We start from the raw sequence: 21112 nt of genomic DNA, 5'->3' as shown, positions 1-21112 counted from the left end.
TCTCGGACAACGGACGTGAGTCTTGCTCACGCCAGGGGTGTCGCGCCCGTTCCATGACCGGTTTTTGTCGCTCCGCGTGTCGTTTTGATCGCACTGTGTGTTCGGAACGACCTGGTCCGGGCCTGTGTGGGGCGTGTGGCGGGTTGGGCCGAAAGTGATTGTTTCGGAGCCTGTGTCGCTGGTTGACGGTTTGGTTGAAAGGCTAGAAAACCAATAATCCTTGGATTATGTGATTTCTTAGCGTCGCAGTAGCAGCTCGGTGTTGCGCGCGTCCGTCAGGCCCGCCAGATCCTGCCGGCTTCCCGGCGCGTTGAGCGCCAGCTCCCGGTAGAGCGACGCCAGGCCCGACTGGGAGAGATCTGTGAAGTCGGTCTCGCGCGGCGCCGCGGACTCGATCAGCGTGGTGAACAGCGAGAGGGTGCCGTCCTTGTTGTCCGCGATCTCGATGACCCGCGCGAGCTGCGGGAAGTCGATGTGCGAGGCGGTGGAGATCTCCCAGAACGAACCGTGCGGCAGCACCACGTTGCGGTGGCTGTGCCCGTTGATCCACGCCACCGCGGAGCGGTGGCGCCGCAGCAGCGCCACGACCTCGTTCCCGTCGTGCCGCGTCTCGCCGGGCCGGGCGGGGTCGGGCCGCTTGTTGCCCATCGTCCAGCTGTTGTGGTGTGTGAACAGCACCACGTATCCGTCGCGGTGCTCCTTGAGGATCCGCTCCAGCCAGTCGAGCTGCCCCGTACCGACGGAGCCGGTGAAGTGCCCGCCGTGGTCCGTGGTGTCGAGGCTGACCCCGGTCACGTTCTCCCCCATGGGGAACGTGTAGTCGAGGCTCGCGTCCGCCAGGTTGGCCGACGTGTAGCCGTGGCCGACCGGCCCCGCACCGGTGTGCGCGGAGTTCAGATGCGCCGTCAGATACTGCAGCGGGGTGAACGGCGCACGGCGCGGGTCGGCCGTGACCGTCCGCAGGCGCCGCTTCTCGCGGCGCAGCAGCGAGATCAGGGCGCCGCCGTGGGCGGTCTCGCCCTCGGAGATCTGGGCGAGCAGCGCCGCCGCGTCCGCGTCCGGGAGGTCGTACAGCTTGCGGCTGCCGACGGCGAATTCGGCGAGGAAGCCGGTCCGGTCGGCGTAGGCGCCGCTGGTGAGGCTGTCGTGGTTGCCGACGGTCGAGTACCAGGGGAGGGCCAGACCGGGACTGCGGACCGGGCGCAGGGCCGCTTCGAGGAATCCCTCGATACGGGGGTAGCCCAGGCGCTTGTCGGAGTCGGGCGCGCCGTCCTCCGGGTGCCAGTACATCCGCACGCCCGAGTTCTGCACGCCCTCGTACGCCTGCGGGTCACCGCTGTTGGGGGTGACGAGCCCGCCGCTCATCAGGGTGAGGTACCAGTCGAGTTCGCACAGCGAGTTGTTGTCCGTGTTGTCGCCGGTCGTCATGGCGAACGTCAGCGGCGCGCCGGTCGCGGGCCCGGTCCCGAGCGCGTTGACCTGCTCGATGAGCGATACGGCTCCGGCGACCGACAGCGCCTCGTGGGGGCGCCAGGCGCCGGACGACTCGCTGCGCACGTACTCGGTGCGTACCGGGTGCTGGACGTCCGTCACATGGAGGTCGGTGAGCTGGACGAAGGAGCTGAGTACCGTACGGCGGTCCTCGCGACCCGACTTGGCGGAAGCGAACTGCTCCCGTACGACCCGGCGCCAGCCGGGTCCGTCCCCGAGTCGCCGGAAGACGGCGCTCGCGTCGCGCGGCGTGGCGAGCGAGTGGAGCGTGGTGCGGCCGGCCGACGGGCCGGTGGGTGTGGGGGCCGGGGTGGTCGTGGGGGTGGGTGCGGTGGTGGGTGCCGTGGGCGCGGGGGCGGCCGAGGCACTGCCGGAGCCACCGCCCGAACCGACCGCCACGCCGATACCGGCGGACAGGCCCACGGCTCCGGCGGCGGCGAGGAAGGAACGGCGGTCGACAGCGGTGACAGCGGAGCGGATGCGTGACATGGTGCGCTCTCCCCGAGTGCGTACGTCGCGACAGCAAGGACGCCGGTCACAGACGCCGGCCTCCTACCGATGCTGGGCACCCGGCGTGACCCGCGAATGAACGAGGCCGCAACGTGCGGCGCCGAACACCGCACAGGGATCACTCGCAACCGCAAACGTTCTCCGGCCCCTCTCGCGGGGTGTGGAATCCGCTCATCCGCTGTTCACATGCCCATGACGGGACGCGGGGGAGTGGTTGATCCGGCCTCTGAGCCGATCGCCGGGAAAGCGCTTACCGATTTTGTAAGACGTATTGACGAACTAAAGGGCGTGCGCCAGCATCGCCCCACGGCAGCGCGAGCTGGCCCGACCAGTGGCCCGCCGGATCCGCCTACCCGGACTCCTTCGTCATCGGAGACCTGTACACGAACGTGTACGAGGGCAGCGCGAGCCTGACGGACATCAAGATGCTCGTGCCCAAGAAGAAGTGATGTCGCGGGGAGAGTAAGTCACGCGCCAAGGGGGCACATGCCTCTCGACCCGAGCCTGCGGCTTCCCCCGCCGCAGAGTTCCAACGGCCCCACCGGTCCACCCCCTGCCGGTGGGGCCGCTCCTTCTTCCGGGTCGCTCACCGCTCCACGGAGATCCGTACGGGCCCGTCGCCGCGCACCTTCGCCGTCCAGTCGGCGGACAGGCGCAGCGTCCGGTTCGGCACAGCGCCCCGTACGAGCCGCTGCCGGTGCACGACCTGCCCGCCCACGCTCACGACCAGTGACGCCCAAGGGGCGAGCAGGTTCTCCGTACGGAGGATGAAGCCGCCCGCCGCGACGCGCGGGTCCGCCGGGTCGATCCGGCCGGGCGCGATCCACTTCAGCGGCGCGTCGACCTGGACCGGCACCCACGCGGCCGGGTGTGTGCCGTCCGTCAGATGGCGCAGTACGGGCCTGGCGGCCAGCAGCCCCTCCCGCGCCGCCGTACTCGCCGGCTCGACCGCGTGCAGCAGATTGCCGACGGCGAAGACCCCCGGCCGGTCCGTGCGGAACGAGCCGTCGACGGCCGGACCCAGGGTGCCGCGGTCGAGCGTGATGCCGCCCCGCCGGACCAGGTCGTGGTCGGGGATCCAGTCGCCGGTGAACACCACCGTGTCGCAGGTGACGATCGCCCTCCGGCCGTCCCGGTGCCGCAGCGCCACGCCCGAGAGGCGTCCCCGGCCCAGCAGTTCACTCACCCGCGCGGCGACGAGCAGCGGGACGCCGTGCCGGAGCCGGGCGTCGAGCGCCGTGGCGGGGGACGCCTGGTGGTACGGCAGCTCCGTGACCATGGCCACCACGTCGACACCGGCCTCGCGCAGCGTCCGCACGGCCGAGTAACTGACCGGCTCGGCGCCCACGACGACGGCGCGCCGCCCGACAGGCCGGTGGCGCAGACGCACCGTCCGCTGCAACTCGCCGGTGGTGAACACCCCGGCGGGCCTGGTGCCCGGCACCAGGCGCGCGCTGCGGGGGCGTTCCCGCGCACCGGTGGCCAGGACGACGGCGCGCGCCGTGATCCGTTCCAGACCCGCCGGGCTGGTGACGTCGACGGCGGGCGCGTGCCTCTGTAGGAGGTCGATGTCGCTCCATCCGGTGACCGTGACGCCCGTACGCAGGGTCGCTCCGGCCCGGACCGCCGCGTCCGCCCAGTGGCGTGCGTACGCCGGGCCCGTCATCGGCCGCCGCAGATCCCGCAGTCCGAATCCCGAGTGCGAGCAGAGCCGGGGGGCACCGCCCGGCTCGTCCTCGCGGTCGACGACCTCGACAGCGAGGCCGCCGGCGGCGCCGGTGGCGGCCAGCCGGGACGCCAGCGCCAGCCCGGCCGGGCCCGCGCCGATCACGAGGACGTCGACGGCGCGCTCCCGTCGCTCGTGGACGGGTTTCGAGAGTTCGGTGTTCACCGTGCGGCCTCCGCGCCGGGGGCCGGGGCGTCGGCGCCCGGCGTGTCGAACAGGGCGCGCACGTCCGCCCCGCAGTAGAACCCCTGGCACCGGCCGCCCAGCGCGCGGGTGCGCCGCCGCAGCCCCTCGGGCGACGACGGCGGGATGTCGGCGGCGAGCGCGTCACGGATCTCGCCCCGTGAGACCCGCTCGCAGTGGCACACGAGCGCCCCGTACGCGGGATCGGCCGCGATCAGTTCGGCGCGCTGATACGGGCGGGGGAAGGCCTCACCGAGGTTCGGCATCGTCACCGGTACGAGGTCCGCCGCCGTCCCCACCTCGGCGCCGGCCTCCGTCAGCAGCTCCACCACATGGGCGGCGATCGCCATCGACGCCGTCAGTCCGGTCGACCGGATCCCGCCCACCGTGACGTACCGCTGCTCGGGGTGCGAGCGGATCGCGTAGTCGTCGTGCTCGGTGGCCGCGCGCAGCCCCGCGTACACGGCGGTGACCTCCTCTTCGAGGAGTTCCGGCATGATCCGCCGGCCCTTCTTACGGAGGAACGCCAGGCCGTCGGCCGTCGAACCGGTCGCGTGCTTGTCGTCCAGGTCCTCGGCGGTCGGGCCGAGCACCACGTTGCCGTACACGGTCGGCGACACCAGGACTCCCTTGCCGAGCGCCGTGGGCACCGGCAGCAGGATATGACCGACCAACGAGCGCGCCGCCTTGTCGAAGACGATGAGCTGACCGCGCCGGGGCGTCACCGTGAAATCGGTGTGGCCGAGCAGCCGGTCGAACGCGTCGGCGTACAGCCCCGCCGCGTTGACCAGCCACCGGGCGCGCAGCCGCCCGCGCGTGGTGGCGAGCAGATGCGGCGTCTGCTTTTGCGTCTGCTTTTGCGCCTGCTTCCGCGTCCGGGGCCGCGTCTGCGCGGAACCCTCGGTCACCTCGCGCACCCGGCAGTTGAGATGCAGGTCGACCCCGCTTCGTACCGCCTGGGTCGCGTACGCGAGCGTCGTCGTCCACGGGCAGACGGTGCTCTCGTCGGGGACTTCGAGCGCGCCCCGTGCTCCCGGTGCCAGATGCGGCTCGCGTTCGCGGAGTTCGGCGGCGGTCACGGTCCGGGTACGCCGGTAACCGTTGTGCGCGGCCTTGCGGGCGAGCGCGGGGAGAGCGGCGAGCTGCTCCTCGTCCCAGGCGACGAGCAGGGCGCCGATCGGCTCGACGGGGATGCCGCACTCCTCGGCGTACGCGGCGAGCCGATCCCGGCCCTCACGTACGAGCCGGGCCTCCAGCGATCCCGGCACGGCGTCGAAACCGGTGTGCAGGATGGCCGTGTTGGCCTTCGACGTACCGTCGCCGACGTCGGCGGACGCCTCCACCAGGGCGGTACGCAGCGGGTAGCGGGCCAGCTCGCGGGCGATCGCCGCGCCGACGACCCCGGCGCCGACGACCACCACGTCGTACACCTCGTCCGGCAGCCGCCCGGACACGGTGACGCTCACGCGGCGCCCGTGCCCACGGTGGCCGGCCGCTGCTCGGCGGGTGCCGTACGGGCGACGAGCGCCGCCACCTCCGTACGGAAGACGCCCAGCCGCTCGGCCGCCTCGGCCGCACCGATCCCCGGCTCGAAGACCTTCCTCGGCCGCCACGTGGGTGCGGCCCGCTCCACCGTCATGCCGGGGTCGAGCCCGAGCCGGGCGACGGCCCCCACCCCCAGCGCGGTGGCATCGGGCAACGGGGAGATCTCCACGGGCAGTTGGAGGAGATCCGCCTGAGTCTGCATCAGCAGGTCCGACCCGGTCAGCCCGCCGTCGACACGCAGTGACTCCAGGGGCGTGCCGGTGTCCTCGGCCACCGCGTCCGCCAGCCCGACGACCTGCGCCGCGATGCCCTCGCACAGCGCCCGCACGAGATGTCCGGGGCCCGTCTCCAGGCTGAGCCCGGTCATCGACCCCTTCGCCTCTCCGCGCCACCACGGTGCGGCGAGCCCGGCGAGCGACGGTACGAAGGTGACGCCTCCGCTGTCGGTGACGGACGAGCCCACCCGGTCGAGATCGTCGGCGCCGGAGAGCACGCCGAGATCGGTCAGCCATCGCACGGCCGAAGCCGCCGTGTAGACCTGCCCGTCCAGGCAGTAGCTGGTACGGCCGCCGAGCCGCCAGGCCACACAGCCGACCAGGCCGGCCCGGCTGCGCAGCGGGCGCGCGCCGGTCTGCGCGAGGAGGAACGCCCCTGTGCCGTAGGTGCACTTGGCCGTCCCCGGCTCGGTCACCCGCTGGGCGAGCAGCGCGGCCTGCTGGTCGACGAGCAGGCCCGTCAGCGGAATCGGGTCGCCGAAGGCGGTCGTGACACCGAACTGCCCTGCCGCGTCCACGACCTGAGGCAGCCTCTCGTCGCCCATCCCGAAGACGTCGAGCGCGGCGCGGGACCATTCGGCGGTGTCGAGATCCAGCAGCTGGGTGCGCCCGGCCGTCGCCGCGTCGGTGACGAACGCGCCGGTCAGCTGGTGGACGAGCCAGGAGTCGGAGGTCGTGACGACGCCTTCGCGGGTCAGGTTCCGGCGGATCCACGCCATCTTCGGCGCGGCGAAGTACGGCTCCAGCGGCAGCCCCGTCAGCTCCCGCAACATCTCCGCGTGCGGGGCGAGTTCGGCGCAGACGGACGCGGCGCGCCGGTCCTGCCAGACCACCGCGTCGGTGAGCGGCGCGCCGGTGTCCGGGTCCCAGGCGAGGACGGTCTCCCCCTGGTTCGCCAGGCCGACCGCCGCGACGCCTTCACCGGCGGCGGCGAGCGCTTGGCGCCCCGCGTCGACGACCGAGGAGAGCAGCAGGGCGGGGTCGGCCTCGACCAGGCCGCCGGACCCGTAGCGGGGAGGCGCCGGAGCCGAACCGCTGCCGATCACCCCGCGTTCCGGACAGATCACCAGGGCCTTGGTGGACGAGGTGCCTTGGTCGACGGCGAGGACCGGCCGTGCGGCCGGGTCCACGGCGCTTCCGGGGGAGTGCTGAAGGGGCGGCATGTCACATGTTTCGCTCGGAGTGCGGTGATCGTCCGATCACTGAGCGAAAGGGTGGTGCAGCCCGCCTGCGCCGTCAAGGTCACGAGATGCACTCGGGGTTGTCTGAGATCAGCAAAGTGTTCAAAGCTCGGTGTGCGGGCCCCTACACTGATCGCCGAGTAACAGCGGAGTGTCACTGAGTAGTGTGATTCTCAGGTGTTGGTATGTGAACTACACCGGAAAGAGGCGGAGTTGCGCGAGAATCGGGCGGAAGGTCCGTGAGCGATCGCTTTCGTCCGCTCTACCATCCAGCCGGTCACGACAGTGAACTCCGAGCGGCCGTACAGGAATTGCGCACCGGCCGCTGGCTGTCGATGCGTGACATGCTCGCCGGCACCCACGGCTGGGCCCAGTGGACCCAGCGCACGCAGGTACTCGCCACCGTAGCCGCGGGCTCGGACACCGTGCACACCTGGCTGACCGAGGAGCCGGACAGCACGGCGGCCGTGGTCATGCAGACACGTGTCACGGTGGAGCGCGCCCTGCGCGCGCACCGCGAGGGCCACGCGCGCACGAACGACCTGTGGCAGCAGGCGTGGGAGGCGTGCGGGGAAACCGCGCGGCTGGTGCCGGCCGACCCCGTCCCCTGGGTCTGTCTGCTCGCACTCGCCCAACTCGACGGCAAGCAGCGGATGGAGGAGAACCGGCTGTCGCCGCCGGGGCCGATGCTCTTCCCCGGCCCGTGGGCCCTGCTCGCCGAGGCCGACAAGCGCGATCCGGGCAACCGCGAGGCGTACCACCGGATGCTCCAGTTCGTCTACGCCCGCCGGTCCGACGGATCCCTGTCGGAGGCCGTCAACTTCGTCCAGTGGGCGGCCTCGTCCGCGCCCGAGGGGTCGGCCCTACAGGCCCTTCCGCTTTTCGTGCGGGTCGAGCGGTACCGCAGGGAGGGCGGAAACAAGAAGGCGCTGGACCTGCACTGGGTCACCGAGGACGCCACCAGGGACGCGCTGCGGGCACTGCACATCTGGTTCGACCGGTCCGTGCCCACCGAGGCCTCGCTGCTGGACCTCAGCTATCTGGCGCACGCCCTCTGGGGTTCGCTCCAACTGGCCGAGGCGGCACGGGTGTTCGAGGCCCTGGGGCCGTACTACACCCCACTGCCGTGGGCCTATCGGGCCCGAAGTCCGAACGACACCGGACAAGTCGAGGAGGTGTTCGCCCGCGCCCGCGCCCGCTGTCTCGCCGCCGCCCGTGACCGGAAGCCCGATTCCTAGGCCCCGCCCGCGAATCGGCTCTCCCGCCGGAAACGCCGGGCCCCCACCGTACGTCCCCCTTTCTCCTTGATTTCTCCGTACCCGGAGGTACTTCCATGTCCGTCTCCCCACCGGTCTGGTCGAAGTCGGAACCAGTTCCGCAGCAGGATGAAGAAGAACGGCTGAGGGAACTCGGCTATCAGCCGGTACTCGCCCGCCGGATGGGCGGTTTCGGGAACTTCGCCATCAGCTTCTCGGTGATCTCGATCCTGTCGGGATGTATGACCCTGTACGGCTTCGGGCTCATCACCGGCGGCCCCACCGTGATGTTGTGGGGCTGGGTGGGCGTCGGCCTCTTCGTGCTCTGCATAGGCATGGCTCTGGCGGAGGTGACCAGCGCCTATCCCACGTCGGGCGCCCTCTACTACATGGCCGACCGCCTCGGCGGACGCAAGTGGGGCTGGTACACCGGCTGGTTGAATCTGCTCGGACTGCTCGGCGCGATCGCCGGAATCGACTACGGCGCGGCCCTGTTCACCGGCGCGTTCCTGAATCTCCAGTGGGGATTCGAAGCCACGCCGGGCTGGACCATGGTCATCTTCATGTGCATCCTGCTGCTGCACGCGACGCTGAATCTCTTCGGCGTCCGGCTGGTCAGTGTGCTCAACTCGATCAGCGTCTGGTGGCACCTCACCGGTGTCGCGGTGATCGTCGGCATTCTCGCGATCGTCCCCAAGAACCACCAGTCGCCCGAGTTCGTCTTCACGCAGTTCGTCAACGAGACCGGCTGGGAGAACCCGCTCTACGTCGCCGCGATCGGTCTGCTGCTCGCCCAGTACACCTTCTGCGGCTACGACGCGTCGGCGCACCTCTCCGAGGAGACGTCCAACGCCTCCGTCTCCGCCGCGCGCGGCATCGTGCGCGCCATCTGGGTCTCCTGGATCGCCGGCTTCGCCCTCCTCGCCGGTCTGACGTTCGCCATCCAGGACTACGCGGCCACGAGCGGTGCGGCCGTGCCACCGGCGCAGATCTTCATCGACGTCCTGGGGACCAACGGCGCCAGCGCACTTCTGCTTGTCGTGATCATGGCGCAATTGTTCTGCGGAAACGCGGAAGTGGCCGCCGCCAGCCGCATGGTGTTCGCCTTCAGCCGTGACAACGCCCTGCCCGGATCGGCCCTGTGGCGGCGCGTCAGTAGCCGCACCCAGACCCCGGTGCCCGCGGTGTGGCTGTCCGTCGGTTTCGCCTGTCTGCTGGCCGTGCCCTCGCTGTACTCGCCGACCGCGTACGGCGCCGTGACGGCGATCAACGTCATCGGCATCACGCCCGCCTACGCGATCCCGATCTATCTCAAGCTGCGCGCCGGCGACCGCTTCCAGCCCGGCCCCTGGACGCTGGGCCGCTGGAGCAAGCCGATCGGCTGGATCGCTGTCGTGTGGGTCGCGGTCGTCACCGTGATCTTCTGTCTGCCGCAGAAGAACCCGGTCACCACCGACACCATGAACTACGCGGTGATCGCGCTGGCCGTCGTGCTGGCCCTGGCCACGGCCTGGTGGTACGCGGCGCGGGGCTCGTACAGCACCCCGCAGTCGTACGGCAGCGCCCGCGAGCAGTCGGAGATTTCCGAGGGGATCGTCTAGACAGGACCTAGCGGCACGTCCTCGGAACGTTCTCGGTACGGAGGCGGCGCCGACTTCGCCTCCGTACCGAGGACGACCGTCGGTCCGTCAGTTCTCCCGGAGGAACTTCCGGGCGTGCTCGCTGCCCAGCTTCACCGCCGAGGACCGGCTCTCGATCGGCGCGGCCTTCGAGTTCTTGAACAGGATGTACGTCACCCCCGAGGCGGCTCCGCCGCGCGAGGGATCCGGGTCGATCCCGAGCGAGCGCGCGGTGGCGTACGACGCCTCCCCGACCAGAGCGACGGGTCCGGTGTCGCCCACCACCGCGTACTCCACCCGGTCCTTGTATACGACGGCCACGACACCGCCGCCCTGGATGCCCGACGAGCTGTGGTCCCAGATCTCGCTCGGTGCGGGCACCACGACGTACGGCAGTTTCTCGGCGTTCAGCGGCTTGCCGTTCGACTGGTGGAAGGCCGTGTCCCCGTGGAACCAGGGGTCCGTCCGCTTGTTGCAGCGGGCGGTGACCTGGCCGTCGCAGTCGACGTCCAGGTCGCCCTTCCAGTACACGGCGCCCTTCTTGCCGCACACGGGGATGTCGGCGGGCCTGCCCTGGTCGCTCCGGTACAGGCCCTTCGAGACGCGTACGCAGCCCTTGACCTTCGCCCGCAGGGCGTCCGCCGTGACCGGACCGTCCGTGCGGAGCGAGCCGGCGGCGGCAGGTGGGCCGGGCGCCCCGCTCAGTGGTGCGGGGGGTGGCGGCAGCGGCGCCGTGTCGAGCGCAGCCGCGGGGTGTGCGGTGGCGGGCAGGGCCGAAGCGGTGAGCAGTACCGCGCCGACGGCGGCGTGGAGGTGCGATCTGTGGTGCACGGAGGCGTGTCTCTTTCCGGACGGATCTCTCATGGACTTCCCCGAGTCCCGGCGCGGCGGACGCTACTTCTCGAAGGCGCCCTCGGCGCCCGTGCCGCCCTTGTCGCCCGCACGGTCTTCTATGTGCAGGGCCAGCCGCCCGAGGAAGATCCGCTGCCCCGTCACCAGCAGTTCCACAGCGTCCCCCAGGGGCACCCAGTCGAGCCGGTCCAGCTCCGGGAACTCCCGCTCGACGCCCGACCCGCGGGGCCACTCCATCGTGAACGTGCCCGGTACGGCGACGGCGGGATCGAAGTCCGCCTCGATCGCCCATACGGTGACCGTCTTGCCGCTCGACTGACGGGTCTCGCCCAGCGGCTCCCGGCGCCCCTCGGGCGGCGGATGCCCCACTTCCTCCTCGAACTCCCGGTCGGCCGCGGCTTCGGGTGTCTCGTCGGGGCCGTACTCCCCCTTGGGGATCGACCACGCGGCCCGCGAGCGCCCCGCCCAGAACGGGCCGCCCATGTGCCCGATGAGCACTTCGGTGCCGGTGGCCGTGACCCGGTACAGGAGGAGTCCGGCGCTTCGCTTCCCTGACATCACGTCAGTCTGTGCGGGGTCGCGCGGGGACGCCATCGGGGGAGCGCATGCGGGGCAGCGTGCTGCCCCGCGCGCCGCCCAGTGCGTCGCCCTCGAAGGTAAAGGAGAGGTAATGGGAACGTAATGGGAGTCGCCGAGCGTTGGAGGGGTAGACGCAGTCCGAGGCCCCGCGGTGGGGCCGTCGGTGTCATCGAAGCGCAGGAGACGGCATGGCCGGAATCATCGACCGCATCAAGGCTTTCACCCGTAGCCCGCAGGGGCAGCGCGTGATCGGTCAAGCACGCGCGGCGTCGCGGGACCCGAGGAAGCGCGAGCAGGCGCGCCGGCTGTTCGGCAAACTGCGCGGCGGCAGGCGCTGACCCGGCGCAGAGCACGCCGACAGGCGCACACGGCAGACGCACACGACAGGGCCCGGCCTCACGTCATGACGAGGCCGGGCCCTGCCCGTGGATCAGAGCAGCTGCCAGAGATGGTCGTCCGTGCCGTTGTCCTCGAACTGGACCACCTGCGCGCTGTTGGCCGTCGACATCCCGTCCACGCCCAGCACCTTCCCGCTGTGCCGATTGAGGATCAGCGACCAGCCCTCGCCCCGGTCCACCAGCTGCCAGAGATGGCCGCCGCTCCCGTCGTCGTCGAACTGGACGACGCGCGCGCTGTTCTCCGTCGACCTGCCCTCGGCCCCGATGATCTTCCCGCTGTTGCCGTTGCGGATCAGGAACCAGCCGCCGCCTGCCGGGGCCAACTGCCAGGCGTGGTCGGCCGTTCCGGTGTTGTCGAACTGCACGACCCGCCCACCCGCGTCCAGCGACATCCGGTCCACGGCGAGGACCTTGCCGCTGTGCTTGTTCCGTACACGGCGGTACGGCGGCTCCGCCGTCCAGGCCCGCCCGCCGGGTGACGCGGTCGGGAAGGCGGTGATCCGCAGCCGGGCCGCGCCCATCGGGATCAGCGTCACCGGCTCCGGCGGCGCCGTGCTGCGGGCCGGACTGTCCTGGAGGGGAGCGACCACACGCTGGTCGTCGGCCACCCACTCCTCGATGCGGCGCGCCGACGTGGTGATCCGGACGGGCGATCCCTCGTGGGTGAAGGGGTTCGCGGCGAGCGGTCCGCGGTCCGCGGTGAAGCGCAGCCCGCGCAGCGGGTCCGGCGCCAGGCCGACGTTCCACGCGGTGGTGGGGTGCACCGACAGTTCCGGGAAGTCCTCGGTGCCCGCGAACCGTTCGTACCGTTCGCCGATCTTGAGGGAGTACGTCAGCGGTCCGTGGTCCACGCTCACGCTGCCGTGGTTGTCGTCCCAGGTCCGCACGGTGGTGCGCTGCGGCAGCCGCAGACTGACCCGTTCGCCGTCGCGCCACTCGCGCTCGACCTTGACGAACCGCGGCCCGCCCCGCACCGTCACGCGCCGCCCGGCGACGGTGAGTCGGGGGTCCGCGCACCAGCCGGGGAGTGGTGACGGTGAGGGTGACGGTCTCCTTGAACGGGTAGTCGGTGTCCTCGGTGACGGTGATCTCCGTGCCGTCGGCGACCTTCGCGCGCACCTGACTCGGCGCGTACATCGCCGCCGCGAGCCCCCGGTCGGGCGTGGCCAGCCACAGCTCCTCGGTGAAGTACGGCCAGCCCATGCCGTAGTTGTGCGGACAGCAGCGATACGTGTCGATGCCCGGCTTGTACGCCTGCATGGCGAAGCCGTTCTGGAACTGGCCCTGGTTCTTGGCGGTGTTGTCGAGTTCGACGCTGTTCGCGCTGGTGATGTAGTGGATGCCCCTTCCTTGCGGGTCGGTGGCGGCGGGCAGCAGATTGAAGGCCAGCTCCTCGCACCGGTCGGCCCACACCGGGTCGCCGGTGATCCGGGTCAGCAGTTCATGGCTGGCCATGAACTCGACCGTGCCGCAGGTCTCGAAGCCCTGCCGGGGATCGTCGAAGCCGGGGCGGGAGTTCTCGTCGCCGGCGAAACCGCCGCCGGGGAACTGACCGTATCCGCCCATGACGGCGGCGTAACTCCGGTACGTGGCACGGGTCAGCTCCGCCGAGCCCGACCGCAGCGCGTACTGGGCGGGCTCGCGGAAGCCCTGCGCGATGTTGACGTTGTGCAGATCGGGGAAGTTGTCGACCCAGTTGGCGCCGTGGCTGTGCATCTTGTCGGCGAGGTCGAGCAGGAAGGACTCGCCGGTGCGGTTGTAGAGCCAGAAGACGATGTCGAGTCCGTCGCCCCAACGCTTGGACACCCAGCTGGAGTTGAAGGCGCCGGGCCCCTGCGCGTTCATGTAGCGCAGGAACGGGACGGTGAACGGCACGATGCGCTCGTCGCCGGTGAACTCCTCGTGTGAGCGCAGCGCCTGAAGGAGCGGCAGATACGGCCAGAAGTCCGGCCCGCCGTTCAACGCCGTACGGAGCCGGGTGGGGCCGAAGAAACCGTCGGGCTGCCGGGTGGCGAGGATCGCGTCGATCCAGCGGCGGGCGGTGGCGAGGGCCGCCGGGTCGCCGGTGAGGGCGGCCAGGTCCACGTAACCGCGCAGCCAGTAGGTGACTTCCTCCCAGCCGTTCTTCTCGGGGTGCACCCAGCCGGAGTCGTCGAACCGCAGATAGTGCGAGACCTCGGCGTACCGGCCGAACAGTCCGTCGAGCAGCAGGCGCAGCTGACCGGTGAGCCAGCCGCGCGGGGTGACGCTGCCCAGGGGCAGCTTCTGGAACGCGGTGGGGGCGAGCGGCGCGGCGTTCGGCGTGTACCAGCCGCCGCGCGCCGGGGGTACGGCCGCGGCCGTCGGTGCCAGTGGCCCCAGCAGGCCCGCACCACCGATCGCGAAGGCGCCGGCGCCGAGGAAGTGTCGTCGGTCGAGCGTCATCGGGTCTCCCGTCCACGAGCATCGACGAAGGGTCTGTACAACGTTGGAAAGGGCGGCAGTTGGCATCACAGCACGACGTCCGAGTCATGTCCAGAGTGGGGGCGGCGCGGAGTCCTGTGCCCGGCGCCTCATGTGTGAGATGCGGAGCGCGTCCATTGACAGCCCGCCCCGCCACCTCGATTGAGGCCCTTCGCGCCGGTCGGCGGAACGATGTGGGCGGCGTCGCCCGCGAGGAACAGCCGGCCGAAGCGCATGGGTTCGGTGACATGGCTGCGCATCGGCAGGACCGCCGTGGAGAGCACGGGCCCGCGCTCCAGCTTCCAGCCGGGGTCGGCGTCGATCGCGAAGCGGGCGTCCAGCTCGTTCCAGATCCGGTCGGACGGCCATGCGGCGGTGTCGGTGCCGTTCGGGACCTGGAGGTAGAGACGGCTCACCGAGGGCGAGCGCATGCTGGCGAGAGCGAAGCCACGTGGGGAGTGGGCGTAGATCAACTCATCGTGGACGGGGGGCGCTTCGGCGAGGATGCCAGCCAGGAGAAGGGATACGTGCGCTCGAAGTCCGTCCGGACCGACGCGGGGACGGCATCGCGGGCCACCCCGTGGAAACCGTCGCACCCCACCACGTACGAACAGGTCAGAGTCTGTTCGCGGCCCTCGTGCAGATATCGGATCGACGGTCGCGAGGTGTCCGCGCCGATGACTTCGAGCACGTCCGCGTCGAACAACAGCGGTCCGCCCTCGGCGAGTTGGAGCGCGATCAGGTCCTTGACGACCTCGGTCTGCGCGTAGACCATCACCCGTCGACCGCCGGTGAGCGCGGGGAAGTCGATACGGTGGGCGCGGCCTGCGAACCGCAGCTCGATCCCGTCGTGCGGGATTCCCTCGTGGTCCATCCGCTCCCCGGCTCCGGCGGCGCGCAGCGCGTCCACCGTGGCCTGTTCCAGGATTCCGGCGCGCTGACGGCGCTCGACGTAGGCGCGCGGTCGCGGCGTTCCAGTACCACGCTCCCGACACCCGCGTTGTGCAGCAGCCGGGCGAGCAGCAGCCCCGCGGGCCCGCCTCCGACAATGCCGACGGTGGTACGCATCAGGACTCATCCCTCGTCTCACGGGTCATCTGCTGAAGTACCTTGTCGGCCACGGCGAACGCCGAGTTGGCGGCCGGCACTCCGCAGTACACGGCCGACTGGAGCAGCACGTCGCCGATCTCCTCCGGGGTGAGGCCGTTGCGTACGGCGGCCCGTACGTGCATCGCCAGCTCGCTCAGGTGCCCGCCCGCGACCAGCGCGGTCAGGGTGACGCAGCTGCGGGTACGCCGGTCGAGCGTGCCGCCGGACCACACCTCACCCCAGGCGTAGCGGGTGATGAAGTCCTGGAAGCGGGCGGTGAATGGTGTCGTGCGGTCGATGGCACGGTCCACATGTTCGTCCCCGAGCACCTGGCGGCGTACCAGCATGCCCGCTCGCTCAAGGCCGGATGCCGAGCCCAGATGGGAGAGCAGTGCGTCGAGGACGGCGCGCGGCTGCTCGACCGGGGCCAGGTGCGCGGCGCGCGGGAGCTCGACGAGTTGGGCGTGCGCGATGCCGTCGGCGAGGGCGCGGGCGTGCGCGGGCGGCGTGGCCCGGTCCTCGCGGCCCGCGACGACGAGCGTCGGGGCGGTGATCCGGGCGAGTTCGTCCCGCAGGTCGAGCGCGGCGAGCAGTTCGCAGCAGACGGCGTACGCCTCCGGGTCCACCGAGCGCTGATCGCCCGCGAGTTCGGCCACCGCGGCGTGTCCACCGTTCGCGAAGCCCGGCGTGAACCAGCGCTCGGGAGCGGAGTCGGCAATCGGCCCGGCACCCTTCGAGCGGACCGTCCCGGCCCGCTCCAGCCACATGTCGGGCCCGCCGAAGTACGCCGAGGAGCAGACGAGCGCCAGCGAGTCGACCCGCTCCGGATGCTGGGCGGCCAGCCAGCTGCCCACGGCACCCCCGAGCGAGATCCCCGCGTACCGGATGCGGCCGGCCCCCAGGGAGTCGGCCAGATCGAGTACGAGCCGCCCGAGATCGGATACGGCCGCCCCGGCGGACAGCAGCCCGGCAGGGGAGCCGCCGTGGCCGGGGATGTCCCAGCGGACCACCCTGAAGTGCTGTGCCAGCGCGGGTACTTGACGATCCCAGACGGCGAGGGAGGTCCCCAGGGACGGTCCGAGCATCAGCACGGGCGCGTCGGCGGGACCGTCGATCCGGTGGTGAAGCATCACAGCTCCAGCTCCCGCTCCGTGAGTGCGGGCTGTCGGCGCGTGGCGGGCGGCCCCTCGTCAGCGCGCGTCATCGCCGGACCCGAAATCGAGGAACACGGTCTCGCCCGGCCCTTGCAGCCGGATGTCGAACCGGTACCTGCGCGGGCCCTCCTCACGCGCGACGAGCGTGGCCCGCCGCTGCTCGGGCAGCGCGGACAGCACCGCGTCGTCAACGGCGCGTCCGTCCAGGGTGCGCCCGTCGACGTAGGCCCGCGTGAACAGGTGGTGCGTGAGCCCGCGGGCGAAGAGACACACCGACAGATAGGGCAGCGCGGCCGGTGGCGGCAGCGTCCGCACCCCCCAGTGCCCGTCCGCGTCCGTGGCGACCCGTGCGAACCCCGTGAAGTCGACCCCGTTGCGGCCGAGGAATCCGCCGGTCACCGGGTTACGCCGAAGCGATCCGGGATGTCCGGCGAGCGACCCGTCGGGCGCAGCCTGCCAGGTCTCCAGCAGCGCGTCCGGCACGGGCGAGCCCGCGCCGTCGTACACGTGTCCGTGCACGGTGATCGCCTCCGGATGCTCCGGAGGCGCGACCTCGCCGCCGCCGGGGAACGGCAGGGCGTACCCGTAGAACGGGCCGATCGTCTGCGAGGGGGTCGGCGCGGGCATCAGTGGTCCTCCTCGGGATCCGGGCCCGGGAGCGTGGCGGCCGGCCCGTCCAGCACGATGTCCCAGCGGTACCCCAACGACCGTTCCGGAGTGGACAGCCGATGGTCGTACGCCGCGACCAGACGGGCCCGCGCCGCGGCATCGGTGACGGACTGAAGGATCGGGTCGTACGGGAAGAGCGGGTCGCCGGGGAAGTACATCTGGGTCACCAGGCGCTCCGTGAACGCCGTCCCGAACAGCGAGAAGTGGATGTGCGCGGGCCGCCAGGCGTTGGTGTGATTGCGCCAGGGGTACGCGCCCGGCCTCACCGTGGTGAACGAGTAGCAGCCCTGATCATCCGTCAGACACCGTCCCACGCCGGTGAAGTTGGGATCCAGCGGCGCCGGGTGCTGATCGAGCTGATGCGCGTACCGCCCCGAGGCGTTGGCCTGCCACATCTCCACCAGCTGCCCGCGCACCGGCCGCCCGGCGCGGTCGAGGACCCGCCCCGTCACGGTGATCCGCTCGCCGAGCGGTTCGCCCTGGTGCTGCCGGGTCAGATCCGCGTCCAGCGCGGTGATGTCGGTGACCCCGAAGACGGGACCGTGCCACTCCGCGGCCTCCGGGTCGGCACCGACCCGCAGCAGCGGCCGGCGCGGATGGCGCAGGGCACTGCTGCGATACGGCGGATAGTCGCGTCCGGGATGCAGCGGCGGGTCGCCGCCGTGCGCCACGGCCTGCGCGGTCGACTTCCGCGCGGCGGCGATCTCCGCGCTGATCTCGTCCTGGGTCAGGGCCATCACGTCCCGCGTGTCTCGCATGTCAACTCCTCACGAAGGAAGCCTGGTTGAAGCGGACCGGGGCACCCGTCCGCCGCCGGACCTCGGCTGCCGTGACCCCGTCGGCGGTCTCGACCAGAACGAGCCCGTCCGGCGTGATGTCGAGCACCGCGAGATCCGTGATGACGCGCCCCACACACGCCCGCCCGGTGAGCGGCAGCGAGCACTCCTCGACGATCTTCGGCGAGCCGTCCTTGGCGGTGTGCTCGGTCAGTACGATCACGCGCCGGGCCCCGTGCACCAGATCCATCGCCCCGCCCATCCCGGTGATCATCCGTCCGGGTACCGACCAGTTGGCCAGATCGCCGGCCGCCGACACCTGCATCGCGCCGAGTACGGCGACATCGATGTGGCCGCCCCGGATCATTCCGAAGGACAGCGCGGAATCGAACGACGCGGCTCCGGGGAGCAGGGTCACCGTCTCCTTGCCGGCGTTGATGAGATCGGGGTCGACCTGCTCGTCCGTGGGATAGGGCCCCACCCCGAGCAGTCCGTTCTCCGAATGCAGGACCACATCGGCGTCCTCGGGCAGGAAACCGGGGATCAGGGTGGGGAGTCCGATGCCGAGATTGACGTACGTCCCCGGAGTCAGCTCGGCAGCCGCACGGGCCGCCATCTCATGGCGTGACCAGACCATCAGCCGCGTACCGTCCTTTTCTCGATGCGCTTGTCGGCGGCTTCGGCGGGGCTGAGCGGCACCACGCGCCGTACGAAGACACCGGGCAGGTGCACGGTGTCCGGATCGAGCGCGCCCGGTTCGACCAGCTCCTCCACCTCGGCGACGGTGACGCGACCCGCCATCGCGGCAAGGGGGTTGAAGTTGCGGGCGGCCTTGTGGAAGACGAGATTGCCGTGCCGGTCGCCGCGGGCGGCCCGCACCAGCGCGAAGTCCGTCATGATGCCGTACTCAAGGATGTGCTCCTCGCCGTCGAAGACGCGGGCCTCCTTGGCGGGCGAGGCCTTCACCACCTCGCCGTCAGGCCCGTACCGCCAGGGCAGCCCGCCGTCGGCGACGAGCGTGCCGACGCCGGCGGGCGTGTAGAAGGCGGGAAACCCGCAGCCGCCGGCCCGCAGCCGTTCGGCGAGCGTGCCCTGGGGGACCAGCTCGACCTCGATCTCGCCGCCCAGATACCGGCGGGCGAATTCCTTGTTCCGGCCGATGTACGACCCGGTGACACGGGCGATCCGGCCGGCCGCGAGCAGCCTGCCGAGGCCTTCGCCGTCCAGACCGCAGTTGTTCGAGACGATGCTCAGGCCGTCGGCGCCGAGGGTGAGTAGCGCGTCGATCAGCGTGTTCGGCACGCCGCTGAGCCCGAAGCCGCCGACGGCGATCGAGGCGTGGTCGGGGATGTCGCCGACCGCCTCGGCGGCGGACGGGCTGACTTTGTCCATGGGACTCCTCGCAGGGCGCCGGCGGGTCTCAGGAAACGCTCGGCTTCCACTTGTTCGCCAGATGAACTACAGTTCATTTATTGCTCGACCTGAGTGTGCGGTTCGCCGGTGAAGGGTGTCAACGCCTTCCGGGAAGCTTCCAGGTCCCGGTCCGCTGCCCCGAGGAGACTCCGATGCCCGACGAGAAGACCTGGGCGCCCGAAGAGAAGACCTCGGCACCTGGTCCGGCGGTGCCCCCCGAGGCCGTCGGCCCGCTGATGCGCGGCATCGCCGTGCTGCGCGAGGCCGGTGACGCGGGCGGCCGGGTGTCCCTGAGTGACCTGGTCCGCTCCACCGGTCTGGCCCGCTCCACCGTCGACCGGATCGCGGCGACCTTCGCGCGCATGGGTTACGTCCGTGTGGACGGCCACTGGCTCACCCTCGCCCCCCGGTTGATGGAAGTGGGCAACGCCTATCTCGCGGCCCTCCGGCTGCCCGCCCTGCTCGGCCCGCTCGCCGAGCGACTGGCCGAGGAACTGGACGAGTCGGTCTCCCTGGCCGTGCCCGACGGCGACGGGATCCGCTTCGTCCACCAGACCACCCGGCGCCGCACGATGTCCCTCGTCTTCCGCATCGGCGACCTGCTCCCCGCCGAACGCACCGCCCCCGGACCGCTGTTCGCCGCCGACTGGGACGCCTCGGCCTGGGCGCGCTGGCGCGAGCGCCGCGCGGCCGACCCCTCCGGGACGTGTTTTCCCGCGGCGCCGCCGCGAGTTGACGAGGTGCCCGACCTTGAGGAGCGCGTGGCCGACGAAGGCAAGCGGGGCGTGGGCATCGACGACCAGCTGATCGAGCCGGGTCTTCTCGCTCTCGCCGTACCGGTGAGGGCCCCCGACGGCACGATCGCCTGCGCACTGAGCGCGGTGAGCCACACCAGCCGCCACAGCGCGGCTTCCTTGCGGAAGGCCTTGCTGTCACGCGTGCGGGAGGCCGCGGGGGAGATGGAGCGAGTGCTTCGACAGGCTCCTGCGGACCGGAGCCCGGCCGGGGCGCCCGCGGCGGGCCTCGCCGACTGGACATCGGCCACGAAACAGGAACTCGGCGCGGGGTTCGTCGAATCCCTGGCCCGTGGCCTCACCGTGCTGACGGCCTTCGGGGAGCACCGCCCCGAACTCACGCTGACCGCCGTCGCCGACGCGACCGGCCTCGCCCGAGCCACCGCCCGACGAGCCCTCATCACCCTGGAGCACCTGGGCCATGTCACCTCGACCGGGCGCACCTTCCGACTCACCCCACGGGTCCTCGCCCTCGGCTACCCCGCGCTCTCCCGCACGACCCTGCCCGAGATCGCCACACCGCATCTGGCCGCTCTTGTGCGGCGAGTCCACGACTCGGCGTCTCTCGCGGTCCCGGTGGGTGAGGACATCCAGTACACGGCACGCGTGGCCACGACGCGGATCATGAGCGTCAACATCTCCCTCGGCACCAGATTCCCGGCCTACGCCGCCTCGATGGGCCGGGTCCTGCTCGCCGACCGCGAGCCCGGACACCGCCTTCCGGCCATCGAACTGAAGCCCCTCACCCCGCGCACGACAACCGACCCCGCACAGCTCACCGCACTCCTCGACCAGGTCGCCGAGCAGGGCTACGCCCTCGTCGACGAGGAACTGGAAGAAGGCCTGCGCTCCCTCGCGGTACCGGTCCGCGACGGCACCGGCCGCGCGGTCGCGGCCCTCAACGTCGCCATGCACAGCAGCCGCCGCACGGTCGAGGAGTGCGTGCGCGACCTGCTGCCCGAGCTACGCGCCACGGCCGCCGCGATCGAGGCCGACCTGCACATCGCGGGCCGTTTCACGCGTATCCCGTCCTAGATGAGTAAGTCCGAAGTCGTGGTCGTGTGCATGAAGCGAGGGTCTCGTTGGTCCGTTTGTGACGACAGACCTCGAAACCCTCGCGCTTGCACTGTACGTGAAGATCGATGACTCTCTGGCGGGTT

General features: G+C 71.2%; 16 protein-coding genes and 2 pseudogenes. 4 read left to right on the top strand and 14 right to left on the bottom strand.

From position 1 onward, the window contains the following. Window positions 1-237 precede the first annotated feature (237 nt). The 4 genes from ACIBLA_RS14170 to ACIBLA_RS14155 form a co-directional block, all read right to left on the bottom strand. Window positions 238-1980, bottom strand: coding sequence for a TIGR03767 family metallophosphoesterase (locus ACIBLA_RS14170; RefSeq protein WP_363244472.1), 1743 nt, complete (start codon window positions 1978-1980; stop codon window positions 238-240). A gap of 607 nt (window positions 1981-2587) precedes the next feature. Next, on the bottom strand, window positions 2588-3892 hold the full coding sequence (locus ACIBLA_RS14165; protein ID WP_363244473.1) for an FAD-dependent oxidoreductase: 1305 nt from the start codon (window positions 3890-3892) through the stop codon (window positions 2588-2590). Continuing rightward, entirely contained in the window at window positions 3889-5376 is a 1488-nt protein-coding gene (locus ACIBLA_RS14160) for an NAD(P)/FAD-dependent oxidoreductase (protein ID WP_399198684.1), read from the bottom strand. Before ACIBLA_RS14160 ends, ACIBLA_RS14165 begins: the two co-directional genes overlap by 4 nt. Next, a complete protein-coding gene (locus ACIBLA_RS14155) occupies window positions 5373-6893 on the bottom strand; it encodes an FGGY family carbohydrate kinase (RefSeq protein WP_399198683.1) in 1521 nt (506 codons plus the stop codon). The genes ACIBLA_RS14160 and ACIBLA_RS14155 overlap by 4 nt, the downstream gene beginning before the upstream one ends. 329 nt (window positions 6894-7222) lie before the next feature. Between ACIBLA_RS14155 and ACIBLA_RS14150 the strand changes: the two genes are divergently transcribed. Both ACIBLA_RS14150 and ACIBLA_RS14145 read left to right on the top strand, forming a co-directional pair. Next, on the top strand, window positions 7223-8149 hold the full coding sequence (locus ACIBLA_RS14150; RefSeq protein ID WP_363244527.1) for a hypothetical protein: 927 nt from the start codon (window positions 7223-7225) through the stop codon (window positions 8147-8149). 95 nt (window positions 8150-8244) lie between these two features. Continuing rightward, window positions 8245-9768, top strand: coding sequence for an amino acid permease (locus ACIBLA_RS14145; RefSeq protein WP_363244476.1), 1524 nt, complete (start codon window positions 8245-8247; stop codon window positions 9766-9768). Window positions 9769-9855: 87 nt separating this feature from the next. On the opposite strand, the gene ACIBLA_RS14140 is transcribed toward ACIBLA_RS14145, so the two are convergent. Both ACIBLA_RS14140 and ACIBLA_RS14135 read right to left on the bottom strand, forming a co-directional pair. Further along, window positions 9856-10617: a glycoside hydrolase family 75 protein gene (locus ACIBLA_RS14140; RefSeq protein WP_363244477.1), complete on the bottom strand. Its 762-nt coding sequence runs from the start codon at window positions 10615-10617 to the stop codon at window positions 9856-9858. A gap of 63 nt (window positions 10618-10680) precedes the next feature. Next, the gene (locus ACIBLA_RS14135) at window positions 10681-11196 is read right to left on the bottom strand and encodes an NUDIX domain-containing protein (RefSeq protein ID WP_363244478.1); all 516 of its coding nucleotides are present in this window, start codon (window positions 11194-11196) and stop codon (window positions 10681-10683) included. 209 nt (window positions 11197-11405) lie between these two features. Between ACIBLA_RS14135 and ACIBLA_RS14130 the strand changes: the two genes are divergently transcribed. Then, a complete protein-coding gene (locus ACIBLA_RS14130) occupies window positions 11406-11555 on the top strand; it encodes a hypothetical protein (protein ID WP_363244479.1) in 150 nt (49 codons plus the stop codon). A gap of 92 nt (window positions 11556-11647) precedes the next feature. Here the strand turns inward: ACIBLA_RS14130 and ACIBLA_RS14125 are convergent. The 8 genes and pseudogenes from ACIBLA_RS14125 to ACIBLA_RS14090 all read right to left on the bottom strand — a co-directional run bounded on the left by ACIBLA_RS14125 (window position 11648) and on the right by ACIBLA_RS14090 (window position 19137). After that, window positions 11648-14039, bottom strand: a pseudogene (locus ACIBLA_RS14125) (beta-L-arabinofuranosidase domain-containing protein). A 128-nt stretch (window positions 14040-14167) separates the two neighbouring features. Then, window positions 14168-14943: pseudogene (locus tag ACIBLA_RS14120) on the bottom strand (FAD-dependent monooxygenase); the annotation flags it as partial. Beyond that, window positions 14832-15125, bottom strand: a complete 294-nt coding sequence (locus tag ACIBLA_RS14115; protein ID WP_363244481.1) for an FAD-dependent monooxygenase — start codon at window positions 15123-15125, stop codon at window positions 14832-14834. The gene ACIBLA_RS14115 and the pseudogene ACIBLA_RS14120, both read right to left, overlap by 112 nt. Then, window positions 15125-16276, bottom strand: coding sequence for a 3-oxoadipate enol-lactonase (pcaD, locus tag ACIBLA_RS14110; protein WP_399198682.1), 1152 nt, complete (start codon window positions 16274-16276; stop codon window positions 15125-15127). Before pcaD ends, ACIBLA_RS14115 begins: the two co-directional genes overlap by 1 nt. Window positions 16277-16336: 60 nt before the next feature. Continuing rightward, window positions 16337-16927 (bottom strand): protocatechuate 3,4-dioxygenase subunit alpha, encoded by a 591-nt coding sequence (gene pcaG / locus ACIBLA_RS14105; RefSeq protein WP_399198681.1) that lies wholly within the window; start codon window positions 16925-16927, stop codon window positions 16337-16339. Further along, window positions 16927-17727 carry a protocatechuate 3,4-dioxygenase subunit beta gene (pcaH, locus tag ACIBLA_RS14100; RefSeq protein ID WP_399198680.1) on the bottom strand — a complete coding sequence of 267 codons (801 nt, stop codon included), beginning with the start codon at window positions 17725-17727 and terminating at the stop codon, window positions 16927-16929. Before pcaH ends, pcaG begins: the two co-directional genes overlap by 1 nt. Window position 17728: 1 nt before the next feature. Next, window positions 17729-18382 carry a CoA transferase subunit B gene (locus ACIBLA_RS14095; protein ID WP_363244484.1) on the bottom strand — a complete coding sequence of 218 codons (654 nt, stop codon included), beginning with the start codon at window positions 18380-18382 and terminating at the stop codon, window positions 17729-17731. After that, the gene (locus ACIBLA_RS14090) at window positions 18382-19137 is read right to left on the bottom strand and encodes a CoA transferase subunit A (protein WP_399198679.1); all 756 of its coding nucleotides are present in this window, start codon (window positions 19135-19137) and stop codon (window positions 18382-18384) included. Before ACIBLA_RS14090 ends, ACIBLA_RS14095 begins: the two co-directional genes overlap by 1 nt. Window positions 19138-19310: 173 nt before the next feature. On the opposite strand from ACIBLA_RS14090, the gene ACIBLA_RS14085 reads away from it, so the two are divergent. Then, window positions 19311-20987 carry an IclR family transcriptional regulator C-terminal domain-containing protein gene (locus ACIBLA_RS14085; protein WP_399198678.1) on the top strand — a complete coding sequence of 559 codons (1677 nt, stop codon included), beginning with the start codon at window positions 19311-19313 and terminating at the stop codon, window positions 20985-20987. Window positions 20988-21112: the final 125 nt, after the last annotated feature.

This window comes from Streptomyces sp. NPDC050433 (assembly GCF_044458565.1).
Lineage (GTDB): Bacteria > Actinomycetota > Actinomycetes > Streptomycetales > Streptomycetaceae > Streptomyces.
The sequence above is the reverse complement of the archived record's forward strand: the minus strand, read 5'-3'. Positions and strand labels throughout refer to the sequence as shown.